This is a genomic window from Sphaerisporangium sp. NPDC049002 (assembly GCF_040649355.1).
Lineage (GTDB): Bacteria > Actinomycetota > Actinomycetes > Streptosporangiales > Streptosporangiaceae > Sphaerisporangium.
Genome location: NZ_JBEZFH010000008.1, coordinates 16,469 through 38,035, shown reverse-complemented (window position 1 = coordinate 38,035; position 21,567 = coordinate 16,469). Strand labels below are relative to the sequence as shown.

Genomic DNA, 21,567 nt, shown 5'->3' with positions numbered 1-21,567 from the left:
TTTGATATATTCGCGACGAAATCCCTTGTCGTTCACTCTGACCTCTGTCAGAGTCGCGACAACTCAGCCACCTCACGAGGAGGTCAACGTTGACCACCCGTCTGCAGAACTTCATCAACGGTGAGCTCGCGGACGCCAAGAGCGGCCAGTTCTCCGATGTGATCGATCCGAGCACCGGGGAGGTCTACCTCCAGGCGCCGGTCTCCGGCCAGGAGGATGTCGACGCAGCCTACGCCGCGGCGGTAGCCGCGTTCGAGTCGTGGGGACAGACGACGCCGGGCGAGCGTGCCGGTTACCTGTTGAAGATCGCTGACGCCATCGAAGCACGCGGCGAGGAGCTTGTCGAGGCTGAGTGCCTCAACACGGGCAAGCCCCGTGCGCGCATGGCCGAGGACGAGATCCCGCCCGCCGCCGACCACTTCCGCTTCTTCGCGGGCGCCGCGCGCACGCTGGAGGGCCCCACCTCCGGTGAGTTCCTCGCCGACCACACCTCGGTGATCCGGCACGAGCCGATCGGCGTCGTGGGGCAGGTCACCCCGTGGAACTACCCCATGATGATGGCCGTCTGGAAGATCGCCCCGGCGCTGGCCGCGGGCAACACGGTCGTGCTCAAGCCGTCGGACACCACCCCGGTCTCCACGGTCAAGCTGGCCGAGATCCTGGGCGAGATCCTCCCGGCGGGCGTGTTCAACGTCGTCGTCGGCGACCGGGAGACCGGCGCCAGGGTCGTGGGCCACCCGGCCGCGTCGATGGTCGCGATCACCGGCTCGGTGGGCGCGGGCGTGCAGGTCGCCAAGTCCGCGGCCGAGGACCTCAAGCGCGTGCACCTGGAGCTCGGAGGCAAGGCGCCGGTCGTCGTGTTCGACGACGTCAAGGACCTCGGCGCCGTCGCCGAGGCGATCGCGGGAGCCGGCCTGTACAACGCCGGCCAGGACTGCACCGCCGCCTGCCGCGTCCTCGTGCACGAGAGCATCCACGAGCCCTTCGTGGCGGCCCTGGCCGAGGCGGCCGCGGCCACCAAGACCGGCGGCCTGGACACCGAGGACGCCTACTACGGCCCGCTCAACAACGAGAACCAGCTCGCCCGGGTCGAGGGCTTCCTCGAAAGGGTGCCCGGCCACGCGAAGGTCGTCACCGGCGGCAGGCGCATCGGCGAGAAGGGCTACCTGTTCGAGCCGACCGTCGTCGACGGCCTCCGGCAGGACGACGAGATGATCCAGACCGAGGTCTTCGGCCCGGTCATCACCGTCCAGACCTTCTCCGACGAGGCCGAGGCCCTCACCAAGGCCAACGACGTCAAGTACGGCCTGTCGGCCTCGGTGTGGACCTCCGACCACGGCCGTGCGATGCGCATGTCCCGGCGTCTCGACTTCGGCGTGGTGTGGGTGAACACCCACATCCCGTTCGTGTCGGAGATGCCGCACGGCGGGTTCAAGCACTCGGGCTACGGAAAGGACCTGTCGGTCTTCGGCCTGCACGACTACACCCGGGTCAAGCACGTCATGCACTACATCGGTGAATGATCATCGCGGCAGCACGGACGCACGGCAACGGCGCGCGGCTGCCGACATAGAAGAGGGATAGCCTGGAATGACCGAAATCCAGGCGGGCAAGGAGGCGGCCTCCGCGGCCGCCTCCGACATCTCCCCGGTGCCCGCCATCGAACTCGACGGAGTCGTCAAGGAATACCTAGCGCATGGTGAGGTCGTACAGGCGGTCAAGGGCGTCAGCCTGTCGATCGCTGAGGGCGAGTTCTTCTCCATGCTCGGGCCGTCCGGCTGCGGCAAGACAACCACGATGCGGATGATCGCCGGGTTCGAGGACCCCTCGCGGGGTGCCGTACGGCTGCAGGGGCAGGACGTCACCGACGTGCCGCCGAACAAGCGCGACGTGAACATGGTCTTCCAGTCCTACGCGCTCTTCCCCCACATGAACGTCTGGGAGAACGTGGCGTTCGGCCTCCGGCGCAAGCGCGTACCCGACCCGGAGATCAAGCGCCGGGTCGGCGAGATGCTGGAGATCGTCGACCTCACCGGCCGCGAGAAGCGGCGCCCCCGCGAGATGTCGGGTGGCCAGCAGCAGCGGGTCGCGCTCGCGCGAGCCCTGGTCAACAACCCCCGGGCGCTCCTCCTTGACGAGCCGCTCGGCGCGCTCGACCTCAAGCTCCGCCAGGCGATGCAGATCGAGCTCAAGCGGATCCAGCGCGAGGTCGGCATCACGTTCGTCTACGTCACCCACGACCAGAACGAGGCGCTCACCATGAGCGACCGCATCGCCGTCATGAACGACGGCCTGGTCGAGCAGCTCGCCGGGCCCAGGGAGATCTACGAGCGTCCCGCGACCAAGTTCGTGGCGGGGTTCATCGGCACCTCCAACCTGCTGAGCGGTACGGCCGAGGCGGTCAGCGACGGTACGGCCACGATCAGGATCGGCGACCGCGACCGGGTGCTGGTCCCGGTGGCCGACGGCACCCTCAAGGGCGGCGCGGTCGAGGTGACCGTACGGCCGGAGAAGATCCGGATCTCGCACGACGAGCCCGGCGCGGACCTCAGCGCCGTACGCGGAACCGTGGCCGAGGTCGTCTACCTCGGCACCTACAACAGCTACGCCGTGAACCTCGCCGGCGGCGCCGAGTTCACGGTCTTCGAGCAGAACGCCAGGGACAGCAGCATCACGGCGGAGCGCGGTGACTCCGTCTGGCTGTCGTGGCAGCCGCAGCACTCGTACGCGATTGGAAGTTGAAAGTCCCCATGAACGACCCCTCGCGTGACCCCGCGTTCCTGCGTGGGCTGACGCGGGCCCGTCACCGCGACGGCTCGCGTCTCACCCGGCGAGAAGCACTGCGAATGGCCGGCATGTCCGCCGCCGCCCTCGCGCTCACGGCCTGCAGCATCCCCGGCCGGAAGGTCGCCGCACCCCAGCAGGACGCCGTGGCGAGCTATTGGGCCGGCAAGAAGAAGAACGGCCTGGTGCGCTTCGCCAACTGGCCCCTGTACATCGACAAGGAGGGCAAGCGGTACCCGACCCTGGAGGCGTTCACCAAGGACACCGGCATCCAGGTGACCTACCAGGAGGCCGTCCAGGACAACTCCACCTGGTTCGGCAAGATCCAGCCGCAGCTCGCAGCCGGGCAGGACATCGGGTTCGACCTGATGGTCATGACCAACGGCCTCCAACTCGGCAAGGCCATGGATCTCGGCTACCTGGTACCGCTCGACCATTCCAAGCTGCCGAACTTCGCGGCCAACGCGGGGCCGAGGTTCAAGAACCCGAGCTACGACCCGGGCAACACCTACACGGTTCCGTGGCAGTCGGGCCTGACGGGCATCGCGTACAACCCGAAGTACGTCGACGGCGAGATCACCAGCATCCAGGAGCTCTGGAACCCGAAGTACAAGGGCAAGGTCGGCATGTTCGTCGACACGCAGGAGGTCGCGAACTTCGGGATGTTCGCCCTGGGCATCGACCCGGACAAGTCGGTCCAGGCCGACTGGGAGAAGGCCGGGAAGAAACTCCAGGAGCAGCGCGATGCTGGACTTGTCCGGAAATACTACGAACAGGATTGGGTCGACGCGCTGGCCCGCGGGGACATCTGGGTGACCATGGCCTGGTCGGGCGACATCTACCAGCAGAATCTCGAAGGCCAGAACCTGAAGTTCGTCGTCCCCCAAGAGGGCGGCAACATCTGGACCGACAACATGTGCATCCCGAAGACCGCCCAGAACCCGGTCGACGCGCTGGCGATGATGGACTACGTCTACCAGCCCAAGATCGCTGCCGCGCTGGCGGAGTACATCACCTACATCACCCCGGTTCCCTCGACGCGGGACCTCGTCAAGGCGGAAGCGGCCACGGCCAAGGGCGACGACAAGAAGGCGCTCGAAGTGATGGCCGACAGTCCGCTGATCTACCCCTCGGAGTCCGACCTGGCCAGGGTCCGGTCGTACAAGAGCCTCACCGACGCCGAGGAAAAGGTCTTCCAAGGCATCTTCCAGCCGATCACCCAGGGCTAGGACCATGAGACGCAAGATCGCTCCCTACCTGCTCGTCCTTCCGGGCGGACTGTGGCTGGTCATCTTCCTGGTGGTGCCGCTGGTCTTCATGGCCTCGGTCTCCACGATGGAGGGCGACGTCGTCAACGGTTTCCTGCAGACCTTCCACTTCGCCAACTTCAGCAACGCCCTGGTGGAGTACAAGACTCAGTTCGTGCGCTCGGTGGCCTACGGGGCCATCGGGACGATCCTGGCGATCGTGATCGCGTACCCCATGGCGTACTGGATCGCTTTCAAGGGCGGCGCCCGCAAGTCGACGTACCTGCTGCTGGTGCTCCTGCCGTTCTTCGTGTCGTTCGTGCTCCGCACCGTGTCGTGGAAGTTCCTGCTCGCCGACGACGGCATCCTGCTGGAGCCGCTCAAGAACATCGGCCTGCTGCCCCAGGACTTCCACGTGCTGGCGACCACCGCGGCCGTCATCGGAGGCCTGACCTACAACTACCTGCCCTTCATGGTGCTGCCGATCTACGTGGCACTGGAGCGGGTCGACCCGCGGGTCGTGGAGGCGTCGCAGGACCTGTACGCCACATGGCGCACGTCGTTCACCAAGATCGTGCTCCCGCTCTCCCTCCCGGGCGTGTTCGCCGGCGTCCTGATGACGTTCGTCCCGATGACCTCGGACTACGTCAACGCGTCCATCCTCGGAGGCCCGGCCAACACGATGATCGGCAACGTCATCCAGACGCAGTACCTCGTGAACAACGACTATCCGGTCGGTGCGGCCCTGTCGTTCACGCTGATGGCGGCGATGCTCGTCGGCATCTTCGTCTACGCCAAGGCACTTGGCACCGATAACGTCCTGGAGGCAGCGGCGCGATGAGCGGTCCAGTCAGCCCAGCGCTCCCCACACAGGCCACGAACGGCATGCCCGCGCCCTCGATCGGGGCGCGTCGCCGCCGGCGCTCCCGCTGGGGCGACCGCCTGCTTTTCGGCTACACGTGGCTGATCCTCCTGTGGTTGTTCGCGCCGATCGCGGTGATGATCGCGTTCGGCTTCAACGACACCAAGAGCAAGTCCAATGTCAGCTGGCAGGGCTTCACCTTCAAGTGGTGGGGGCGGCTCGGGGACTACCCCGACCTCACCACAGCCGTGGTGAACTCCTTGAGCATCGCCCTGGTGGCGACCCTGGTCACCACCGTGCTGGGCACGCTGCTCGGCATCGCCCTCGGCCGGTACCGCTTCCGCGGACAGGGCCCGACCAACCTGATCATGTTCGCCGCGATCTCCTCGCCCGAGCTGGTCATGGGGGCCTCGCTGCTGTCGCTGTTCGTCGCCCTCGGCGTGCAGACCGGGTACCTGACGATCGTGCTCGCGCACGTGCTGTTCTCGGTGTCGTTCGTCGCGGTGACCGTACGGGCGCGCGTGGTGGGCCTCGACGGGTCGATCGAGGAGGCGGCGCGCGACCTCGGCGCCTCGACGTGGATCACGTTCTGGCGGGTCACGTTCCCGATGATCCTCCCGGGCGTGGTCTCCGGCGCGCTGCTCGCCTTCGCGCTGTCGATCGACGACTTCGTCATCACCCAGTTCACCAGCGGCGCGACCATCACGTTCCCGCTGTGGATCTACGGAGCCGTGCGCATCGGCGTGCCTCCGCAGGTCAACATCCTCGGCACGCTGATCTTCGCGGTCGGCGTGGCGATCGCCGTGGTCAACACGGTGACCTCCCGTCGCCGAAGCTGACGCGCGGCGGCAGACCCCCGGCACGGGACACCGGTCCCGCCGGGCAGGCAAGACCGATGTGGTTCGTAAGGACGTGGAAGCGTGGATCCGCTGAAAGCACTGGCTGACGCGGAGCGTAAGCCGTACTGGTTGGACAGTCCGGACAAACCCGAGCCGTTGCGGCGGCTCTTCGAGAACACGGCCGCCGACCTGGCAGTGGTCGGCGGCGGGTTCTCCGGCCTGTGGACCGCCCTCATGGCCAAGGAACGCGACCCCTCCCTCGACGTCGTGCTGCTGGAAGGCAGGCGCGTCGGCTGGGCCGCCTCGGGGCGCAACGGCGGCTTCTGCGTCGCCAGCCTCACCCACGGGCTGGGCAACGGCCTCGCCCGCTGGCCCCAGGAGATCTCCACGCTCGTACGGCTGGGCAAGGAGAACCTCGACGAGATCGAGCGGGCCGTCGCGAGGTACGGCATCCGCTGCTCGTTCGAGCGCACCGGCGAGCTGCACGTGGCCACCGAGCCGTGGCAGCTCGACGGCCTGGCCGAGGACACCGGCATCGCCCGCGAGCTGGGCATGGACGTGAGCCTCCTGGACGCCGACCAGGTGCGCGCCGAGGTGGGCTCCCCGACCTACGTGGGCGGGCAGTGGGACCGCGACGGCTGCGCGATGATCGATCCGGCGCGGCTCGCATGGGGCCTGCGGGAGGCGTGCCTGTCGCTGGGCGTGCGCGTCTACGAGCACAGCCCGGTCCGCTCGCTCAAGGACGACGGCGCCGCCATCGAGCTCACGACCCCGCACGGCAGGGTGCGCGCGGGCAAGGTCGCGCTCGGTACGGGCGTGTTCCCGCCGCTGCTCGGGAGGCTGAGGAACTTCCTGGTGCCCGTGTACGACTACGCGCTGATGACCGAGCCGCTGAGCCCGTCCCAGCTGGAGTCGGTCGGCTGGCGCAACCGGCAGGGCATCGGCGACGGCGCAAACCAGTTCCACTACTACCGGCTCACCGAGGACAACCGCGTTCTGTGGGGCGGGTACGACGCCGTGTACTACAACGGCGGCATGGTCAGGCAGGAGTACGAGCAGCGCGACGCGACCTTCGCGACCCTGGCCGGCCACTTCGCGACGACGTTCCCGCAGCTCGCCGACGTGCGGTTCACCCATCGCTGGGGCGGCGTGATCGACACGTGCAGCCGCTTCAGCGCGTTCTTCGGCAGGGCCCACCGGGGACGGCTGGCGTACGCCGTCGGCTACACGGGGCTGGGCGTCGGGGCGACGCGGTTCGGCGCCAACGTGATGCTCGACCTGCTCTCCGGGGAGCCGACCGAGCGCACCGAGCTTCAGATGGTGCGCGAGAAGCCCGTGCCGTTCCCGCCGGAGCCGATCAGGTCGGGGGTCATCCAGCTCACCCGCTGGTCGATCGCCAGGGCGGACGCCCACCAGGGCCGCCGCAACCTCTGGCTCCGCACCCTGGACAGGTTCGGGCTGGGGTTCGACTCCTAGGCGCGCGTGCTTAGGGTGGCACGATCAGCCCGACGAGGAGGCCTTCCGTGTGGCACGACATGCTGACGTTCCAGATCCCCGTGGCCGAGAAGCTCCTTCGCACCGTGCTGGTCTACGCGCTGATCGTGCTCATCTTCCGGCTGGTGGGCAAGCGCAACCTGGCCGGGCTGAGCACCTTCGACTTCGTGGTCATCTTCCTGCTCTCCAACGTCGTGCAGAACGCCGTGATCGGGAACGACGACAGCCTGGCCGGCGGCGTGGTCGGCGCGCTCACGCTGGTCGCCACCAACGAGCTGCTGAACCACCTGTCGGCGCGCTACGAGCGGGTCTCTCGACTGCTGCAGGGAACGTCCACCATCGTGATCAGGGACGGCCGGCCCGTGGCCGGGAACCTGCGCCGCCTCGCGTTACAGACCCAGGAGCTGGAGCACGCGGTCCGGATGCAGAACGGCGACGACATGAGCGAGGTCGCGGTCGGCGAGCTGGCAGGCACCGGCCAGCTCGTGCTCACGCTGAAGCCCGAGGAGCAGAGCGCCAACAAGGCGGACATCGCCGACCTGAACCGCCGGCTCGACGCCATCGACGCCATGCTCGCGTCCCTCGTGGCCACCGGCGGCGGCCGTCCCCGCGCCGGCTCCTGAGGCGCCCACGACCGAGCGCCGGTCTTCCCCCGCGCGCGTCGCCGTCGCCCCGTGCCGGGGAAATCACAATTCGAAGAGTTCCGTCGTGACGTGCATTTAGGCGGTTTGTGGGCAGAAGCCCATCAAACGCCCCTGGTCGATGGACTTTTTGAGGATGGTGGAATGACGGGTCTCGCGGAGTCGGTCGCCGTTGGCGTCGAGGAGGAGTTCCACGTCGTGGACCTCGACACGCGCCACCTCGTTCCACGCGCCGGTCATCTCCTTCAGCGGCTGCCGGGAGAGCGCTTCACGCAGGAGCTGCAGCGGTCGGTGGTGGAGTCGAACAGCCGTCCGTACGTGCGCCTGGAGGATCTCGGGCACGACCTGACCGCCCTGCGCCGCACGGTGATCGAGGCGGCGGACGGCCTCGGGCTCGGGATCGTGGCGGCGGGGGCGGTGCCCCTGGTGGACCCGGCGGCATTGAAGATCTCGCCGGACGCCCGGTACGAGCAGATGCTGGAGGACTATCAGCTCCTCACCCGTGAGCAGCTGATCTGCGGCGCCCAGGTACACGTGGACGTCGCCAACCGCGACCTCGCCGTCGAGGTGGCGCACCGCGTTTCCCCCTGGCTGCCGCCACTGCTGGCGCTCAGCGCGAGCTCGCCGTACTGGCTCGGAGCCGACAGCGGGTACGCCAGCTACCGCACCCTGGTCTGGAATCGCTGGCCCACCACGGGGCCGGTCCGCCACTTCGCGTCCGCCGCCGAGTACGACCAGATGGTCGCGGACCTCGTACGGTCCGGAGTCATCATGGACCCGGGCATGATCTACTTCGACGTGCGCCCCTCCGCGCACGTCTCCACGGTCGAGCTGCGCATGTGCGACGCCTGCCCGAGCGTGGGCAAGGTCGTCCTGCTGGCCGGCGTCTTCCGCGCGGTGGTCCTGCGCGAGCTGCACGCCATCGAGAACGACGACCCCACGCCGCCGATCCGCATGGAGATCGTCCGCGCGGCGACCTGGCGCTCGGCCCGTTCCGGGCTCGAAGGCACGCTCGTCGACCCGGTCGAGGGCACGGCGATGCCGGCCGCCGACGTGATCAGGCGGATGCTGGACGGGCTGCGCCCCCAGCTGGAGGCGACGGGCGACTGGGACCTCGTGACGACGCTGGCCGAGGAGACCCTGGGCAGGGGCAGCTCGGCGGCCCGCCAGCGGCGGGTGATCGAGAACGGCGGGACGCTGTCCGACATCGTCGACCTCCTGGTGGCCGAGACCCGCTCGGACGGCTGGCAGACCGAGTTCGGCGGCCCCAACCCCGGCCTGGAGACGAGCCTGCTCAAGGGCTACGACGCGGTACAGGACGAGGCCGTGATCGAGGGCACCGTCCGAGAGCCCTACCAGCCGGTCCTCAAGGCGTTCGACCGGCTCGGCCCGGTGGAGCTGCGCGAGCGGGAGATCGCCCGCAACCGCTACATGCGCGAGTCCGGCATGACGTTCCAGGTCGGGGGAGACGAAGGCCTGGAGGGCGAGGCCGCGGACCAGGAGGCGACCGACCTGTCCCGCAAGATGCCCGTCGACCTCGTGCCGAGGCTGATCGCCGCCGACGACTGGGCGAAGATCCGCGACGGGATGCCGCAGCGGGTCCGCGCACTGGAGGCCTTCCTGCGCGACGTGTACGGCAGGCGCGAGGTGATCAAGGACCGGGTGCTTCCCGCCTGGGCCGTGGACGAGTCGCCCGGCTACCGGCCCGCCGGCTGGCGGGTGCACAGCGGGGCCATCAGATGCTCGGTCGCCGGGCTGGACGTCGCCCGCGACGGCGCGGGACGGTGGGTCGTGCTGGAGGACAACCTGCGGGTGCCCTCGGGCATCGGCTACGCGGTGGGCAACCGCCGGATGGCGGCCCACGTCCTTCCTGAGCTCGACCGCTCGGCCGTCCTGGACCCCGAGGGCACCGCGTCCCTGCTGCGCGAGGCGCTGCTCGCCGCCTCGCCCGTGGGCGACCCCACCCTCGGCGTGATCACTTCGGGTCCCGACGACCCGGCGTACTACGAGCACCGGACGCTCGCCGAGGAGATGGACGTGGTCCTCGCCGAGCCCGCCGACCTGGAGGTCAGAGAGGGCGTCGTGTACGCCAAGGGGCGGCGCGTGGACGTGCTCTACCGAAGGATCGAGGAGGACGGCCTCCTGGCGAGCCCGATCGGGGCCGCGCTCCTCGACGCGATCGAGCGGGGAACGCTCACGCTGGCCAACGCGCCCGGCAACGGCGTCGCCGACGACAAGAGCCTGTACCGCTACGTGCCCCGCCTCATCGACTACTACCTGGGAGAACGTCCTCTGCTCTCCAACGTCACGACCTACCTCTGCCGCGACTCGGAAGACCGCGAGCACGTGCTCGACCGGCTGGACGACCTGGTGGTCAAACCGGTCGACGGCTTCGGCGGCCAGGGGGTGATCATCGGCCAGGACGCCTCGGCGGACGAGCTGAAGGCGATCCGCGAGGAGATCCTCGCCGCTCCGGAACGCTGGGTGGCGCAGGAGACGGTGGCCCTGTCCACGCACCCCACCTTCGACGGCGAGCGCCTGCGCCCGCATGTGATCGACCTGCGCGCGTTCGTGTTCACCGGCAGGGACCCGGTCGTCCCACAGGCGGCGCTGACCCGCGTGGCCCCGCCCGACAGCATGATCGTCAACTCCTCGCAGGGCGGCGGGGCCAAGGACACCTGGCTGCTGAGGGAGGTCGTCTGATGTGCGGCCTCAGCGGTGAGATCCGTTTCGACGGCCGCGTGGCCGACGTCGGAGCCGTCGAGCGCATGACGGCGGCCATGGCCGCGCGCGGGCCCGACGGCACCGGCCTGTGGGCGCAGGGCCCCGTGGCGCTCGGCCACCGCCGCTTGAAGATCATCGACCTGTCCGACCGCGGGGCGCAGCCGATGGTCGACGCCGAGGCAGGTCTGGTCGGGGTGTTCAACGGCTGCCTCTACAACTACCGCGAACTGCGCGAGGTGCTGCTGGGGGAGGGCTACCGGTTCTTCTCCACCTCCGACACCGAGGTCCTGCTGAAGGCCTACCGCCACTGGGGCCGCAGGTGCGTGGACCACTTCAAGGGCATGTTCGCGTTCGCCGTCGCCGAGCGGGACACCGGGCGGCTGGTGCTCGGCCGCGACCGGCTCGGCATCAAGCCGCTCTACCTCACCCGTGACGCGGCGCGGCTGCGGTTCGCCTCCACCCTGCCCGCGCTGCTCGCCGGCGGCGGAGTGCGGACCGACGTCGACCGCGTCGCACTGCACCACTACATGACCTTCCACTCTGTGGTGCCCTCGCCCCGCACGATCCTGACCGGCGTGGAGAAGCTGCCGCCCGCGACCGTACGGACCATCGACCCCGACGGCACGGCGCACGACGACCACTACTGGAACCCGGCCTTCACGCGTCCCCGGGAGCCGGGCGTGCTCCAGCCGGGCGCGGTGCAGCTGGACGTGCTCCAGAGCGCCAGGGGCGAGATGGGCCCCGTCGAGTGGCGTGAGGCCGTCCTCGAAGCCCTCAGGGTGGCCGTGCGGCGGCGCACGGTGGCCGACGTTCCGGTGGGCGTGCTGCTGTCGGGCGGACTGGACTCCAGCCTGATCGTCGCCCTGCTCGCCGAGGAGGGGCAGAGCGATATCGCCACCTTCAGCGTGGGGTTCCACGCGGCGGGCGGCGAGTCCGGGGACGAGTTCGTCTACTCCGACCTGGTCGCCCGGCGGTTCGGCACCGACCACCACCGCATCCTCGTGGACGACCTGCGGCTCCTGCCCTCCCTCCAGAACGCCGTCGCGGCCATGAGCGAGCCCATGGTCAGCCATGACTGCGTCGCCTTCCACCTGCTGTCCGAGGAAGTGTCGCGGCACGTCAAGGTCGTGCAGTCCGGCCAGGGCGCCGACGAGGTCTTCGCGGGCTACGACTGGTACCCGCCGATGGAGAACGTGCCGCGCGGCGACGCGGCCGACGTGTACGCGAAGGTCTTCTTCGACCGCGCGCACGAGGGACTCGCCGAGATCCTCGGGCCCGGCTACCTGCTCGGCGAGGACGTCAGCGGCGCGTTCGTCCGCGAGCACCTGGCCATGCCCGGCGCCGACACCGCGCTCGACGCCGTGCTGCGCCTGGACACCGGCGTCATGCTCGTGGACGACCCGGTCAAGCGGGTCGACAACATGACGATGGCCTTCGGGCTGGAGGCGCGCACCCCGTTCCTCGACCACGACCTGGTCGAGCTGGCCGCCATGTGCCCGCCCGAGCTCAAGCTGGCCGAAGGCGGCAAGGGCGTGCTCAAGGCCGCGGCCCGGGGCATCGTCCCCGACGAGGTCATCGACCGCCCGAAGGGCTACTTCCCCGTGCCGGCGATCCGCCACATCCACGGCCCGTTCCTGGAGATGGTGCGTGACACCCTCACCGGGCCGACCGCCCGCTCGCGCGGCCTCTTCCGTCCCGCGACGGTGGACAAGCTTCTCGCCGCGCCCGATGACCACAGAACCACACTGGGAGCCAACGCGTTGTGGCAACTTGGACTCCTGGAGATGTGGCTTCAAGCACAAGGAGTCTGACCGTCGACGTCTCGTGGATCTGCCGGTTCCCCGCCCTGTCGCCCGACAACCGGGCCGTCGCGTTCGTCAGCGACCGCGACGGCTCGCCACGCGCCTGGGTCCAGCTCCTGCCCGAGTACGCGGCCGGGGGGCGTGAAGCGCCCACGGCACCGCCGCGGGCGCGGGTGATCGACACCGGCCCCGAGCCGGTCGGCAACGTGCTCTGGTCGCCGGACGGCGAGTGGCTGGCCGTCCTGGTCTCGCCGGGCGGCGGAGAGCACACCCAGGTGTGGGCCGTACGGCCCGACGGCACCGACCGCCGCCTGCTCGCCGGGCCGACGGACACCCCGGCGCGGGGCTCCGCCGTGTTCGTGCGGTGGACCGGGCAGGGCTCGACCCTGCTCGTGGCCGAGCTGGCCGGGTCCGGCTCGACGGAGGCCGTGCTCATCGACGCGGGACTCGGCCACCGCGACACCATCGCGGCCGGCCCGCTGATGTGGCCGAGCGCGGTGAGCCGCGACCACCGCCGGGTGCTGCTGCGCCACGGGCCGCGCGGCATGCGCGAGATGTCGGTCGCCGACCTGCCCTTCGGGAAGGAACGGCCGCTGCTGCCGCCCACGACCGACCTCGGCGCGCTGTCCCCCGACGGAGAGGTGGCCTACATCCGCTCCAACGCCGGCCGCGACCGTATGGCGCTGCTCGCGATGCCCATGGGCGGCGCCCCCCAGGTGATCGCCGAGCGTCTCGACGCCGAGCTCGACCGGTTCTCCGTCAGCGTGGACGGCACGGTCGCCCTGCTGGTCTGGAACGTCGCGGGCCGCTCCGAACTGGAGGTGGCCGACCTGGTCGAGGGCGGCACCCGGCCGCTCCCGCCGCCGCCGGTCGACGTGATCAGCTCCGCGCGGCTGTCCCTGGACGGCACGCTGGCCGTCATCGCGGGGGAGGGCCCCTCCACGCCCTCGCACGTCCTGCTGTGCGACCTCGCGACCGGCGCCTACCGCCGTGTGGCCGGTGACGACCCCCTGCCCGACGAGATCGAGGCCGAGCTGGTCTGTTTTCCCGCCAGGGACGGCCTGGAGCTGAGCGGCTGGCTGTACCGCGCCGGGCCGTCCCGCACGCCGTGTGTGATCTACCTGCACGGCGGCCCGGAAAGCCAGGAGCGGCCGACCTTCAACCCGCTCTTCCAGCGGCTCCTGGCGGCGGGCATCAGCGTGCTCGCGCCGAACGTCCGGGGTTCCTCGGGCTTCGGGCGCGCCTTCCTCGACGCCGACAACCACGCGCTGCGCTTCCACGCCATCGACGACGTGGCCGACTGCGTGGACCACCTCGTGCGGACGGGGGTCGCCGACGCCGGCAGGGTGGCCTGCATGGGCCGCTCGTACGGGGGCTATCTGACGCTCGCGGCCCTGGTGACCTACCCCGAGCTGTTCCGCGCCGGGGTGGACGTGTGCGGCATGGCCGACTTCGCGACCTTCTACGCCCGCACCGAGCCGTGGATCGCCGCCGCGGCCGTCTCCGAGTACGGCGACCCGGTGGCCGACCGCGACCTGCTGCGGGCCCTTTCGCCCATCCACTCCTTCGACCGGCTGGCCGCGCCGCTGCTCGTCGTCCACGGCGCGCAGGACACCAACGTGCCCGTGTACGAGGCCGAGCAGGTCGTGGCCGAGGCCACCGCGCGCGGCGTCCCGTGCCGCTACCTGCTCTTCCACGACGAGGGCCACGAGACGGTCAGGACGGCCAACAAGATCGCGTTCGTGGAGGCCGTCGTCGCGTGGCTCGGGCGGTGGTTCGAGGAACAGCCCGGCGACTTTCGCGGTTGACTTCCGGCATGGCTGACCGAATGGCTGATCAGGTGGAGTTCACCGCCGACGGCATCACGCTCGCCGGCGACCTCAGGGTGCCCGAGGGCGGGGGCCCGCATCCGGCACTGGTGTTCACCGGGCCACTCACGGGCGTGAAGGAGCAGGTCACGGGCTTGTACGCGGCCCGGCTCGCCGAGGCGGGGTATGTCACGCTGGCGTTCGACCACCGCAACTTCGGACGGTCGGGCGGCACACCGCGCCACCACGAGGACCCGCAGGGGAAGCTCGGCGACCTGCGGGCCGCCGTGTCGTACCTGCGTGGCCTTCCCGAGGTGGACGGCGAGCGCGTGGGCGCCGTGGGCATCTGCCTGGGCGCGGGGTACGCGCTCCGCTTCGCGGCCTTCGACCCGAGGGTGAAGGCATTCGTGGGCATCGCCGGCGCGTACAACAACCCGTACGCCATGCGGTCCGGCATGTCCGACGAGGGCTACGAGGAGGCGCTGGCCTCCTTCACCGAGGTCTTCGAGCGGCAGGACCGTGGGGGCCAGGTGGAGTACTTCCCGGCGGTGGCCCTCTTCGGCGAGGCGGCGATGCAGGGGGAGGAGCCGTTCGCCTATTACGGAACCGAGCGGTCGGCGTCCCCGTCGTGGAAGAACACGATCACGCGGACGTCCATCCGCGAGCTGATCACCGTGGACAACATGATGGGCGCCGACTTCCTGTCACCCAAGCCCGGCCTGATCGTGCACGGCGTCGTCGACGCCTTCTGCTCCCCGGAGGGGGCCGAGGAGGCGTACAAGCGCATGGACCAGCCGAAGAGGCTCGTGTGGCTCGACGCCAGGCTCCACATCGACCTCTACGACACCGAGCCCTACGTCACGCGGGCCGTCACCGAGACCACCCGCTTTCTCACCGAGCACCTCTGAGATCGGGTTTCCGATCTCCGGCCCCGGAAAGCCGAAGGCCCTGGTCACCGGAAACCGGTGACCAGGGCCTTCTTTTGTAGCGGGGGCAGGATTTGAACCTGCGACCTCTGGGTTATGAGCCCAGCGAGCTACCGAGCTGCTCCACCCCGCGTCGGTGTGTCACAACCATACCGCTGATCGCCGGGGACGCAAACCGAGCGTGAGCCCGCGACCGCGCCGTTGAGAAGCTGTGCCGCTGAGGACACGGGAGGCCGTCGCGGGCGGCACCCCGGCGGCCCGCCCCCCGCGGCCGTCCGGGCATGTTGTGCGCCGACCCCCTTGACCGTGATGTGAACGGAACTTACGGTACGCCGAGAAAGCGCTTTCCCAGCGTCGGGAAGCGCTCGCGTCCTCAACGGCGGCGGAGCACGAGGGATTGGTGTCCGGCCCGCCGGGCGGCACACGGAAAACGCTTTCCAAGCAAAGGAGGCCCTGGGTGACCACACAGACCCTAGGCGTTGTGATGAACGGTGTCACCGGTCGCATGGGTTACCGCCAGCACCTGGTCCGCTCGGTCCTGGCCGTCAACGAACAGGGCGGCGTCGACCTCGGCGGCGGCGAGCGGGTCCTGCTGGAGCCGGTCCTGGTCGGCCGCAGCGAGTACAAGCTCCGCGAGCTCTGCGAGCGGCACAACCTCAAGAACTGGACGACCGACCTCGCCGGGGCACTGCGCGACCCGGACAACGCGCTGTACTTCGACGCGCAGGTCACCCCGGCGCGCGTCGGCGCGATCACGCGCGCCATCGAGGCCGGCAAACACGTCTACACCGAGAAGCCGCTGGCCGAGACGCTGGAGGAGGCCATGGCCCTCGCGCGCCTCGCCCGGAGCGCCGGCGTCAGGAACGGCGTCGTGCAGGACAAGCTGTTCCTGCCTGGCCTGCTCAAGCTCAGGCGCCTGCTCGACGGCGGCTTCTTCGGCCGCGTCCTTTCGGTGCGCGGCGAGTTCGGCTACTGGGTCTTCGAAGGCGACTGGCAGCCCGCCCAGCGGCCGTCGTGGAACTACCGCGCCGAAGACGGCGGCGGCATCGCGCTCGACATGTTCTGCCACTGGTCGTACGTGCTGGAGAACCTCTTCGGCCGGGTCGAGGCGGTCACCGCGCGCGTGGTCACCCACATCCCGGAACGGGTCGACGAGACCGGGCGGGCCTACGAGGCGACGGCCGACGACGCCGCCTATGGCATCTTCGAGCTGGCGGGCGGCGCGGTCGCCCAGATCAACTCGTCCTGGTGCGTCCGCGTGAACCGGGACGAGCTGGTGGAGTTCCAGGTGGACGGCACGCACGGCAGCGCGGTCGCGGGTCTGCGCGGCTGCAGGATCCAGCACCGGGGGACCACCCCCATGCCCGTCTGGAACCCCGACCTCCCGGTCACCCACTCCTTCAGGGACGACTGGCAGGAGGTCCCCGACAACGGGGACTTCGACAACGGGTTCAAGACCCAGTGGGAGATGTTCGTCCGCGCCGTGGTCCAGGACACGCCGTTCCCGCACGACTTCCTCGCCGGGGCGCGGGGCGTGCAGCTCGCCGAGTCGGGGCTGCGGTCGTCCGCCGAGGGCCGCCGCGTCGAGCTCCCGGAGATCGCCCTGTGATCGTCCTGCCCACGGCCGGGGGAACGCTCTCGGCCTACGAACCGCGCGAGCCCGTCGACCGGCCCCGCCCGCCCGGGCCGCCCCGCTCCCGCGTCGCGTACGCGGCCGCGCACGTGGTCGCCGACCCGCTCGGCGACAACACGCCGGGCGCGCCCGCCGCGGTCGACTGGGAGGCCACGCTCCGGTTCCGGCGGCACCTGTGGTCGTACGGCTTCCGCGTGGCCGACGCCATGGACACCGCCCAGCGCAACATGGGCCTCGACTGGGCCGCGACGCGCGAGCTGATCAGGCGTACGGCCGGGGAGGCGGCGGCGTTCGGCGACCCGGCCGAGCTGGTGGCCTGCGGGGCGGGCACCGACCACGCGCCGGACGCCCGGACGCCGCAGGACGTGCTGCGCGCGTACGCCGAGCAGATCGACCTCGTGCAGTCGGCGGGGGCCGGAGTGATCCTCATGGCCAGCCGCAGGCTCGCCGCGCTGGCCCATACGCCCGAGGACTACCACGCCGTCTACGGCAAGCTGCTCGCCGAGGTGGACCGGCCGGTGATCCTGCACTGGCTGGGCGAGATGTTCGACCCGGCCCTTGGGGGCTACTGGGGCTCGCGCGACGTCGAGGCGGCGACGGAGTCGCTGTTCGCGCTGATCCGCGACAACGCCTCCCGCGTCGACGGGGTCAAGGTCTCGCTCCTGGACGCCGGCCACGAGGTACGGCTGCGCGCCGCCCTTCCGCCGGGCGTGCGGCTCTACACCGGGGACGACTTCAACTACGCCCCGCTCATCGAGTCGGGCAGTGACGCGCTGCTCGGCATCTTCGACGCGATCGCCCCCGCCGCCTCCGCCGCGCTCCAGGCCCTGGACGCGGGGGAGAACGGACGCTACAGGGAACTGCTGGAGCCGACCGTGCCGCTGTCCCGCAAGATCTTCGAGGCGCCGACGTACAACTACAAGACGGGCATCGTGTTCCTGGCGTGGCTCGCCGGGCACCAGGACGCGTTCGCCATGGTCGCCGGGGCGCAGTCGGCCCGTTCGATCGTCCACCTCGCCGAGGTGTTCCGCCTGGCGGACCAGGCCGGGCTGTTCCCCGACCCCGATCTCGCCGAGTCCCGCATGCGCGCCCTGCTCGCCACGGCGGGGGTGGCCGCGTGACCGGCCGTGGGGGGAGCGCGAGCCGCCCGGCCGTGGACGTGCCGAGCGGCCGTCCCGCCGCGATCGAGACGCCCGCGCCGGGGGATCCGCGCCTGGCCAGGCTCTCCCTGAACCAGTGGACGACGCGCCGGTTCGGGGTGGCGGAGGCCGTGGACGGGTGCGCCCGCTTCGGGATACCCGCGATCGGGCTCTGGCGTCAGCAGGTCGCCGATCAGGGCCTCGCGGCGAGCGCCAAGCTCGTACGGGACGCGGGCCTGCGCGTGTCGTCGCTGTGCCGGGGAGGCTTCCTGACCGCCGAGGACCCGGCCGGGTTCGCCTCCGCGCTGGAGGACAACCGCCGGGCGATCGACGAGGCCGCCACCCTGGGCGCGGACTGCCTGGTCCTGGTCGTCGGCGGGCTGCCCGGCGGCTCGCGTGACCTGGCCGGAGCCCGGTCACGGGTCGGGGAGGCGCTGGACGAGCTCGTCCCGTACGCCCTCGGCGCGGGGGTACGGCTGGCGCTGGAGCCCCTGCATCCGATGTACTGCGCCGACCGGGCCGTGCTCTCCACGCTCGGCCAGGCCGTCGACCTCGCGTCCCGGTGGCAGGCAGAGGCGGTCGGGGTGGTGGTCGACACCTTCCACGTGTGGTGGGACCCGGACGTGCTCGACCAGATCGCGCGGGCGGGGGAGCGCGTCGCGAGCTTCCAGGTCTGCGACTTCCTCGTGCCGCTTCCGGCCGACGTGCTGCTCGGGCGGGGCATGATGGGCGACGGCGTGATCGACTTCCGGCCGCTGCGGTCCGCCGTCGACGCCGCGGGGTACGCGGGGCCGATCGAGGTGGAGATCTTCAACGCCGACGTGTGGGCCGCCGACGGACACGAGGTGATCGCCACCCTCATCCGCCGCTACGTCACCGAGGTCCTCTAAGGTGTGCGGCTCTCGGGCGGCTTCGCGTGATCACTCGGGGAGGCAGCCGGTCTTACCCGATATATCGACATTCGGTGGATCGGTGCGCATCGTCACCGTGAACACGATGCCGAGGGACTGCTTCTCCAGCACGCTGACGTTCACGCCGAACCGCGCGTGCGGGCCCTCGGCCTCCTGGTAGCCCATCGTGCGGAACTCGGTGGCCACCGTGGAGGCCAGCGCCGCCGAGGCCGCCGCCGGGTCGGCGCCCCGCGGCAGGTCGCCGGTCATCGTGAAGACGCTCCGCCGGGTGCCCGCCTCGCAGCCGGAGCGGTCGTCGGTGAAGGCCGTGGCCTTGTGGTCGAGATCCATACGGCTCAGCACCGCGGCGTCCTCGCGAAGGACGCCGGTCGTCTCCGCGAGCGTCAGCCCGCCCCCGCACGCCGTGCCCAGCACCAGAACGAGGGCACATACCCCGACACGTCGCATCCGCGCCACTTTACCGATCATCCGGCCGCGCGGCTCGCTTCCGGGGGGTGCTCAACCGCCCTCGCGGCAGCGGTGCCGTACGTCGGCCGAGAGTTCGAGCCCCGAGCTGGCCGGGAAGAGGGACTGCGCTCCGCGACGGTCGAGCGAGCCCTCCAGCATCCACGAGAACTGCCCAGGGAAGTGCTCGGTGAAGATCGGGTGGTCTCCGGGGATCCCCCAGTCCTCGACCGCCTGCCCGGCGAGCTGGATGATCCACACGGGGACGGGCGCGCGGATGGCCAGGAGCCCGCGCTGGAGCGCCAGCCGCTCGTCCCGCGCCCACCGCTCGCGGGTCAGGCCTCGGCAGTCGACGGCGAGGAACCGTCCCATGTGGTCGTCGGGCACGAGCGGCCATTCGGTGCGGAGGAACTCGAAGGCGACCAGCAGGTCACCGAGGTCCGCCGTCCCGGTGCTCAGGTCGGGCATCCTCTGCAGCATGTCGAGGTCCAGGGCCATCTGCTCGGCCGCGTACCCCTGCGGCAGCCGCAGCCCCGGCTCGGCGGGGTCGGCGGCGCACAGCGCCTGGAACCGCAGGAACACCGTCCGGTAGTCCCTCCAGCCCCCCGGGCCGGCGGTCGGCGCGGGGCCGGGGAACTCGACGCCGCCGAGCAGGAACTCGGCGACGAAGCGGTTGGTGAGGTCGGCGCCGGCCAGCATGGTGTTGATCACACGCAGGGCCGCGCTCGCCCGCAGCATCGCCGCCTCCCAGACCGGCATCGGGCTCGGCGTCCACACGCGGCACGAGGGCGGGAACTCGGGCAGCACCACGGGGACGGTCTCGGAGCCGCGGGTCTCACGGTCCCACGCGGAGTAGGCCGCGTCGAAGGCGCCGAGGTCGGCCGGTTCGACGTCCAGCACCCACCGCTCCGGCAGGAAGTCGGCCCGCTCGACGAGATGGCGGGTCAGCTCGGCCTCCCGCAGGCACCAGACCGATTCGCCGTAGCCGGGGGAGCGCACCCGTACGATCGCGGGGGTCGTGCCGTACAGGGCCCAGACCATCCCGGTGTTGGTCTCCCAGGAGGGGACGTACCCGGCGTCGATCGCGCACCGGCTGGACGACCAGAGCTCCAGGTGGCGCAGGGCCCGCTTGGCGTCGTCCGACCGGTGGCTGATACCGACGACGCGGCGCCGCCAGGCGGGCTTCACGGCGTTGAAGGCGAAGCAGGCCAGATCCTTCGGCCGCACATGGGTCCACGGTTCGCGCGCGGCCTCCTCCAGCCAGGCCATCGCCTTCAGCGTGAGCAGCCATCGCCGCGCGACCGCCGGAGCGATCATCCTGAGCTGGGGGTCGTCCGAGTCCGCCGTCTGGAGCAGGCCCTCGACCACGGGACGGCTGCGCATGAGACGCGCCGCCAGCCGCAGCGCCTCCGCCATCTCCCCGAAGCGGACGTCGGCGCTCAGCCAGGCCCAGTACCCGCGCCAGACCTCCCCCTGGCCCGCCCTGACGTCGGCCGCGTCCAGGAAGGACAGCCGCCCGTCCGGTGACGTCTCCAGGTTGTAGAGCAGGTCGAGGGGCCTTTCGGCGAACTCGTTCGCCGCCGCCCACCGGGCCGGGAGCTTGATCTGGCGTGGGATCGCGAGCCGGGCGGCGGCGTCCTCGCTCAGAGCGCCCTGCCCGCACTCCGGGGTCAGCATGACGTCGCGCAGCAGCGGCCCGACGGCGCAGCTCAGCCAGGTACGGACGTGCTCGCGCAGGACGTCCCCGGCCTCCATGCGCTGGAAGCGGGTGACGGCGTCCGCGGCGTCACACCCGCCCTCTCCACGGCCTGATGGGAGGGACACGTGCCGCGTGCGCCACGCGGTGGACGGAACGCCCTTCACCAGCGCGTTCACGTCGTGGTCCGGCCATTCGTCGATCCTGTCCGGGGGGTTCCAGGAAGGGGCGACGCCGCCGGTGCCGACGCCCCGTACGCCCCTGGCCAGCCAGGGATCGGAGACAGAGCCCGGGGAGGCGGGGACGAGGCGGTGCCGCGACCGCCGCATGCCGTCGCGGGCCTCCGCCCACCGGTCGAGGACCACCGCCGATCCGGCGCCGAGGGCGTCCGCCAGCCACGCGAACGAGACGGCCGATTCGTTCCGCTCCTGACCACCCGGGCCCGTCATCGTCTTCTTCGCCGTCATGATCGGTGCTTGCCTCCACACCGCAGCGGGACCAGTCGGCCAGTATATGAGCTTGCCTCAAAATAGTCTCGACGGCCGCGCTCACCGGCCCGCCGTCGACGGGACCGGCGGCGTACGATGACGGAGCCAAACTAGAACTTCATTCGGTTC

Annotated in this window: 16 protein-coding genes and 1 tRNA gene; 14 read left to right on the top strand and 3 right to left on the bottom strand. The window is 70.6% G+C overall.

Going from position 1 to position 21,567, the window contains the following annotated elements; genetic code table 11:
* Positions 1-89 precede the first annotated feature (89 nt).
* The 11 genes from AB0B89_RS03405 (at position 90) to AB0B89_RS03355 (ending at position 15,109) form a co-directional block, all read left to right on the top strand.
* On the top strand, positions 90-1,523 hold the full coding sequence (locus AB0B89_RS03405; RefSeq protein WP_358547445.1) for a gamma-aminobutyraldehyde dehydrogenase: 1,434 nt from the start codon (positions 90-92) through the stop codon (positions 1,521-1,523).
* A 67-nt stretch (positions 1,524-1,590) separates the two neighbouring features.
* Positions 1,591-2,742 (top strand): ABC transporter ATP-binding protein, encoded by a 1,152-nt coding sequence (locus AB0B89_RS03400; protein WP_358547443.1) that lies wholly within the window; start codon positions 1,591-1,593, stop codon positions 2,740-2,742.
* A gap of 8 nt (positions 2,743-2,750) precedes the next feature.
* Positions 2,751-4,013 carry a spermidine/putrescine ABC transporter substrate-binding protein gene (locus AB0B89_RS03395; protein ID WP_358547441.1) on the top strand — a complete coding sequence of 421 codons (1,263 nt, stop codon included), beginning with the start codon at positions 2,751-2,753 and terminating at the stop codon, positions 4,011-4,013.
* Between the two features lie 4 nt (positions 4,014-4,017).
* On the top strand, positions 4,018-4,872 hold the full coding sequence (locus tag AB0B89_RS03390) for an ABC transporter permease (protein ID WP_358547438.1): 855 nt from the start codon (positions 4,018-4,020) through the stop codon (positions 4,870-4,872).
* A gap of 44 nt (positions 4,873-4,916) precedes the next feature.
* Positions 4,917-5,732 carry an ABC transporter permease gene (locus AB0B89_RS03385; RefSeq protein ID WP_358547547.1) on the top strand — a complete coding sequence of 272 codons (816 nt, stop codon included), beginning with the start codon at positions 4,917-4,919 and terminating at the stop codon, positions 5,730-5,732.
* A gap of 81 nt (positions 5,733-5,813) precedes the next feature.
* Positions 5,814-7,208: an FAD-dependent oxidoreductase gene (locus AB0B89_RS03380; RefSeq protein ID WP_358547436.1), complete on the top strand. Its 1,395-nt coding sequence runs from the start codon at positions 5,814-5,816 to the stop codon at positions 7,206-7,208.
* A 47-nt stretch (positions 7,209-7,255) separates the two neighbouring features.
* Entirely contained in the window at positions 7,256-7,849 is a 594-nt protein-coding gene (locus AB0B89_RS03375; protein WP_358547433.1) for a YetF domain-containing protein, read from the top strand.
* 162 nt (positions 7,850-8,011) lie between these two features.
* Positions 8,012-10,570: a carboxylate--amine ligase/circularly permuted type 2 ATP-grasp protein gene (locus AB0B89_RS03370; protein WP_358547431.1), complete on the top strand. Its 2,559-nt coding sequence runs from the start codon at positions 8,012-8,014 to the stop codon at positions 10,568-10,570.
* On the top strand, positions 10,570-12,402 hold the full coding sequence (locus AB0B89_RS03365; protein WP_358547429.1) for an N-acetylglutaminylglutamine amidotransferase: 1,833 nt from the start codon (positions 10,570-10,572) through the stop codon (positions 12,400-12,402). Before AB0B89_RS03370 ends, AB0B89_RS03365 begins: the two co-directional genes overlap by 1 nt.
* Positions 12,378-14,201: a prolyl oligopeptidase family serine peptidase gene (locus AB0B89_RS03360; protein WP_358547426.1), complete on the top strand. Its 1,824-nt coding sequence runs from the start codon at positions 12,378-12,380 to the stop codon at positions 14,199-14,201. The genes AB0B89_RS03365 and AB0B89_RS03360 overlap by 25 nt, the downstream gene beginning before the upstream one ends.
* A gap of 8 nt (positions 14,202-14,209) precedes the next feature.
* A complete protein-coding gene (locus tag AB0B89_RS03355) occupies positions 14,210-15,109 on the top strand; it encodes an alpha/beta hydrolase (RefSeq protein ID WP_358547424.1) in 900 nt (299 codons plus the stop codon).
* A gap of 77 nt (positions 15,110-15,186) precedes the next feature.
* Here the strand turns inward: AB0B89_RS03355 and AB0B89_RS03350 are convergent.
* Positions 15,187-15,260 (bottom strand) — tRNA-Met (locus AB0B89_RS03350).
* Between the two features lie 324 nt (positions 15,261-15,584).
* Between AB0B89_RS03350 and AB0B89_RS03345 the strand changes: the two genes are divergently transcribed.
* Genes AB0B89_RS03345 through AB0B89_RS03335 form a run of 3 tightly spaced genes read left to right on the top strand, consistent with a single transcriptional unit; the run spans position 15,585 to position 18,789 of the window.
* Entirely contained in the window at positions 15,585-16,736 is a 1,152-nt protein-coding gene (locus tag AB0B89_RS03345) for a Gfo/Idh/MocA family oxidoreductase (protein WP_358547421.1), read from the top strand.
* Entirely contained in the window at positions 16,733-17,881 is a 1,149-nt protein-coding gene (locus tag AB0B89_RS03340; RefSeq protein ID WP_358547419.1) for a dihydrodipicolinate synthase family protein, read from the top strand. Before AB0B89_RS03345 ends, AB0B89_RS03340 begins: the two co-directional genes overlap by 4 nt.
* Positions 17,878-18,789 carry a sugar phosphate isomerase/epimerase family protein gene (locus tag AB0B89_RS03335; RefSeq protein ID WP_358547416.1) on the top strand — a complete coding sequence of 304 codons (912 nt, stop codon included), beginning with the start codon at positions 17,878-17,880 and terminating at the stop codon, positions 18,787-18,789. Before AB0B89_RS03340 ends, AB0B89_RS03335 begins: the two co-directional genes overlap by 4 nt.
* Positions 18,790-18,819: 30 nt before the next feature.
* Here AB0B89_RS03335 and AB0B89_RS03330 read toward each other — a convergent pair whose 3' ends face one another.
* Both AB0B89_RS03330 and AB0B89_RS03325 read right to left on the bottom strand, forming a co-directional pair.
* Positions 18,820-19,257 (bottom strand): hypothetical protein, encoded by a 438-nt coding sequence (locus AB0B89_RS03330; protein ID WP_358547413.1) that lies wholly within the window; start codon positions 19,255-19,257, stop codon positions 18,820-18,822.
* Between the two features lie 51 nt (positions 19,258-19,308).
* Positions 19,309-21,417 (bottom strand): hypothetical protein, encoded by a 2,109-nt coding sequence (locus tag AB0B89_RS03325; RefSeq protein WP_358547410.1) that lies wholly within the window; start codon positions 21,415-21,417, stop codon positions 19,309-19,311.
* Between the last annotated feature and the right edge of the window lie 150 nt (positions 21,418-21,567).

Bases quoted from the DNA above. Each gene is read 5' to 3' on its own strand.
- AB0B89_RS03400 (WP_358547443.1), top strand. From the start codon at position 1,591: ATGACCGAAATCCAGGCGGGCAAGGAGGCGGCCTCCGCGGCCGCCTCC.
- AB0B89_RS03395 (WP_358547441.1), top strand. From the start codon at position 2,751: ATGAACGACCCCTCGCGTGACCCCGCGTTCCTGCGTGGGCTGACGCGG.
- AB0B89_RS03390 (WP_358547438.1), top strand. From the start codon at position 4,018: ATGAGACGCAAGATCGCTCCCTACCTGCTCGTCCTTCCGGGCGGACTG.
- AB0B89_RS03385 (WP_358547547.1), top strand. From the start codon at position 4,917: ATGCCCGCGCCCTCGATCGGGGCGCGTCGCCGCCGGCGCTCCCGCTGG.
- AB0B89_RS03370 (WP_358547431.1), top strand. From the start codon at position 8,012: ATGACGGGTCTCGCGGAGTCGGTCGCCGTTGGCGTCGAGGAGGAGTTC.
- AB0B89_RS03365 (WP_358547429.1), top strand. From the start codon at position 10,570: ATGTGCGGCCTCAGCGGTGAGATCCGTTTCGACGGCCGCGTGGCCGAC.
- AB0B89_RS03355 (WP_358547424.1), top strand. From the start codon at position 14,210: ATGGCTGACCGAATGGCTGATCAGGTGGAGTTCACCGCCGACGGCATC.
- AB0B89_RS03330 (WP_358547413.1), bottom strand. From the start codon at position 19,257: ATGCGACGTGTCGGGGTATGTGCCCTCGTTCTGGTGCTGGGCACGGCG.
- AB0B89_RS03325 (WP_358547410.1), bottom strand. From the start codon at position 21,417: ATGACGGCGAAGAAGACGATGACGGGCCCGGGTGGTCAGGAGCGGAAC.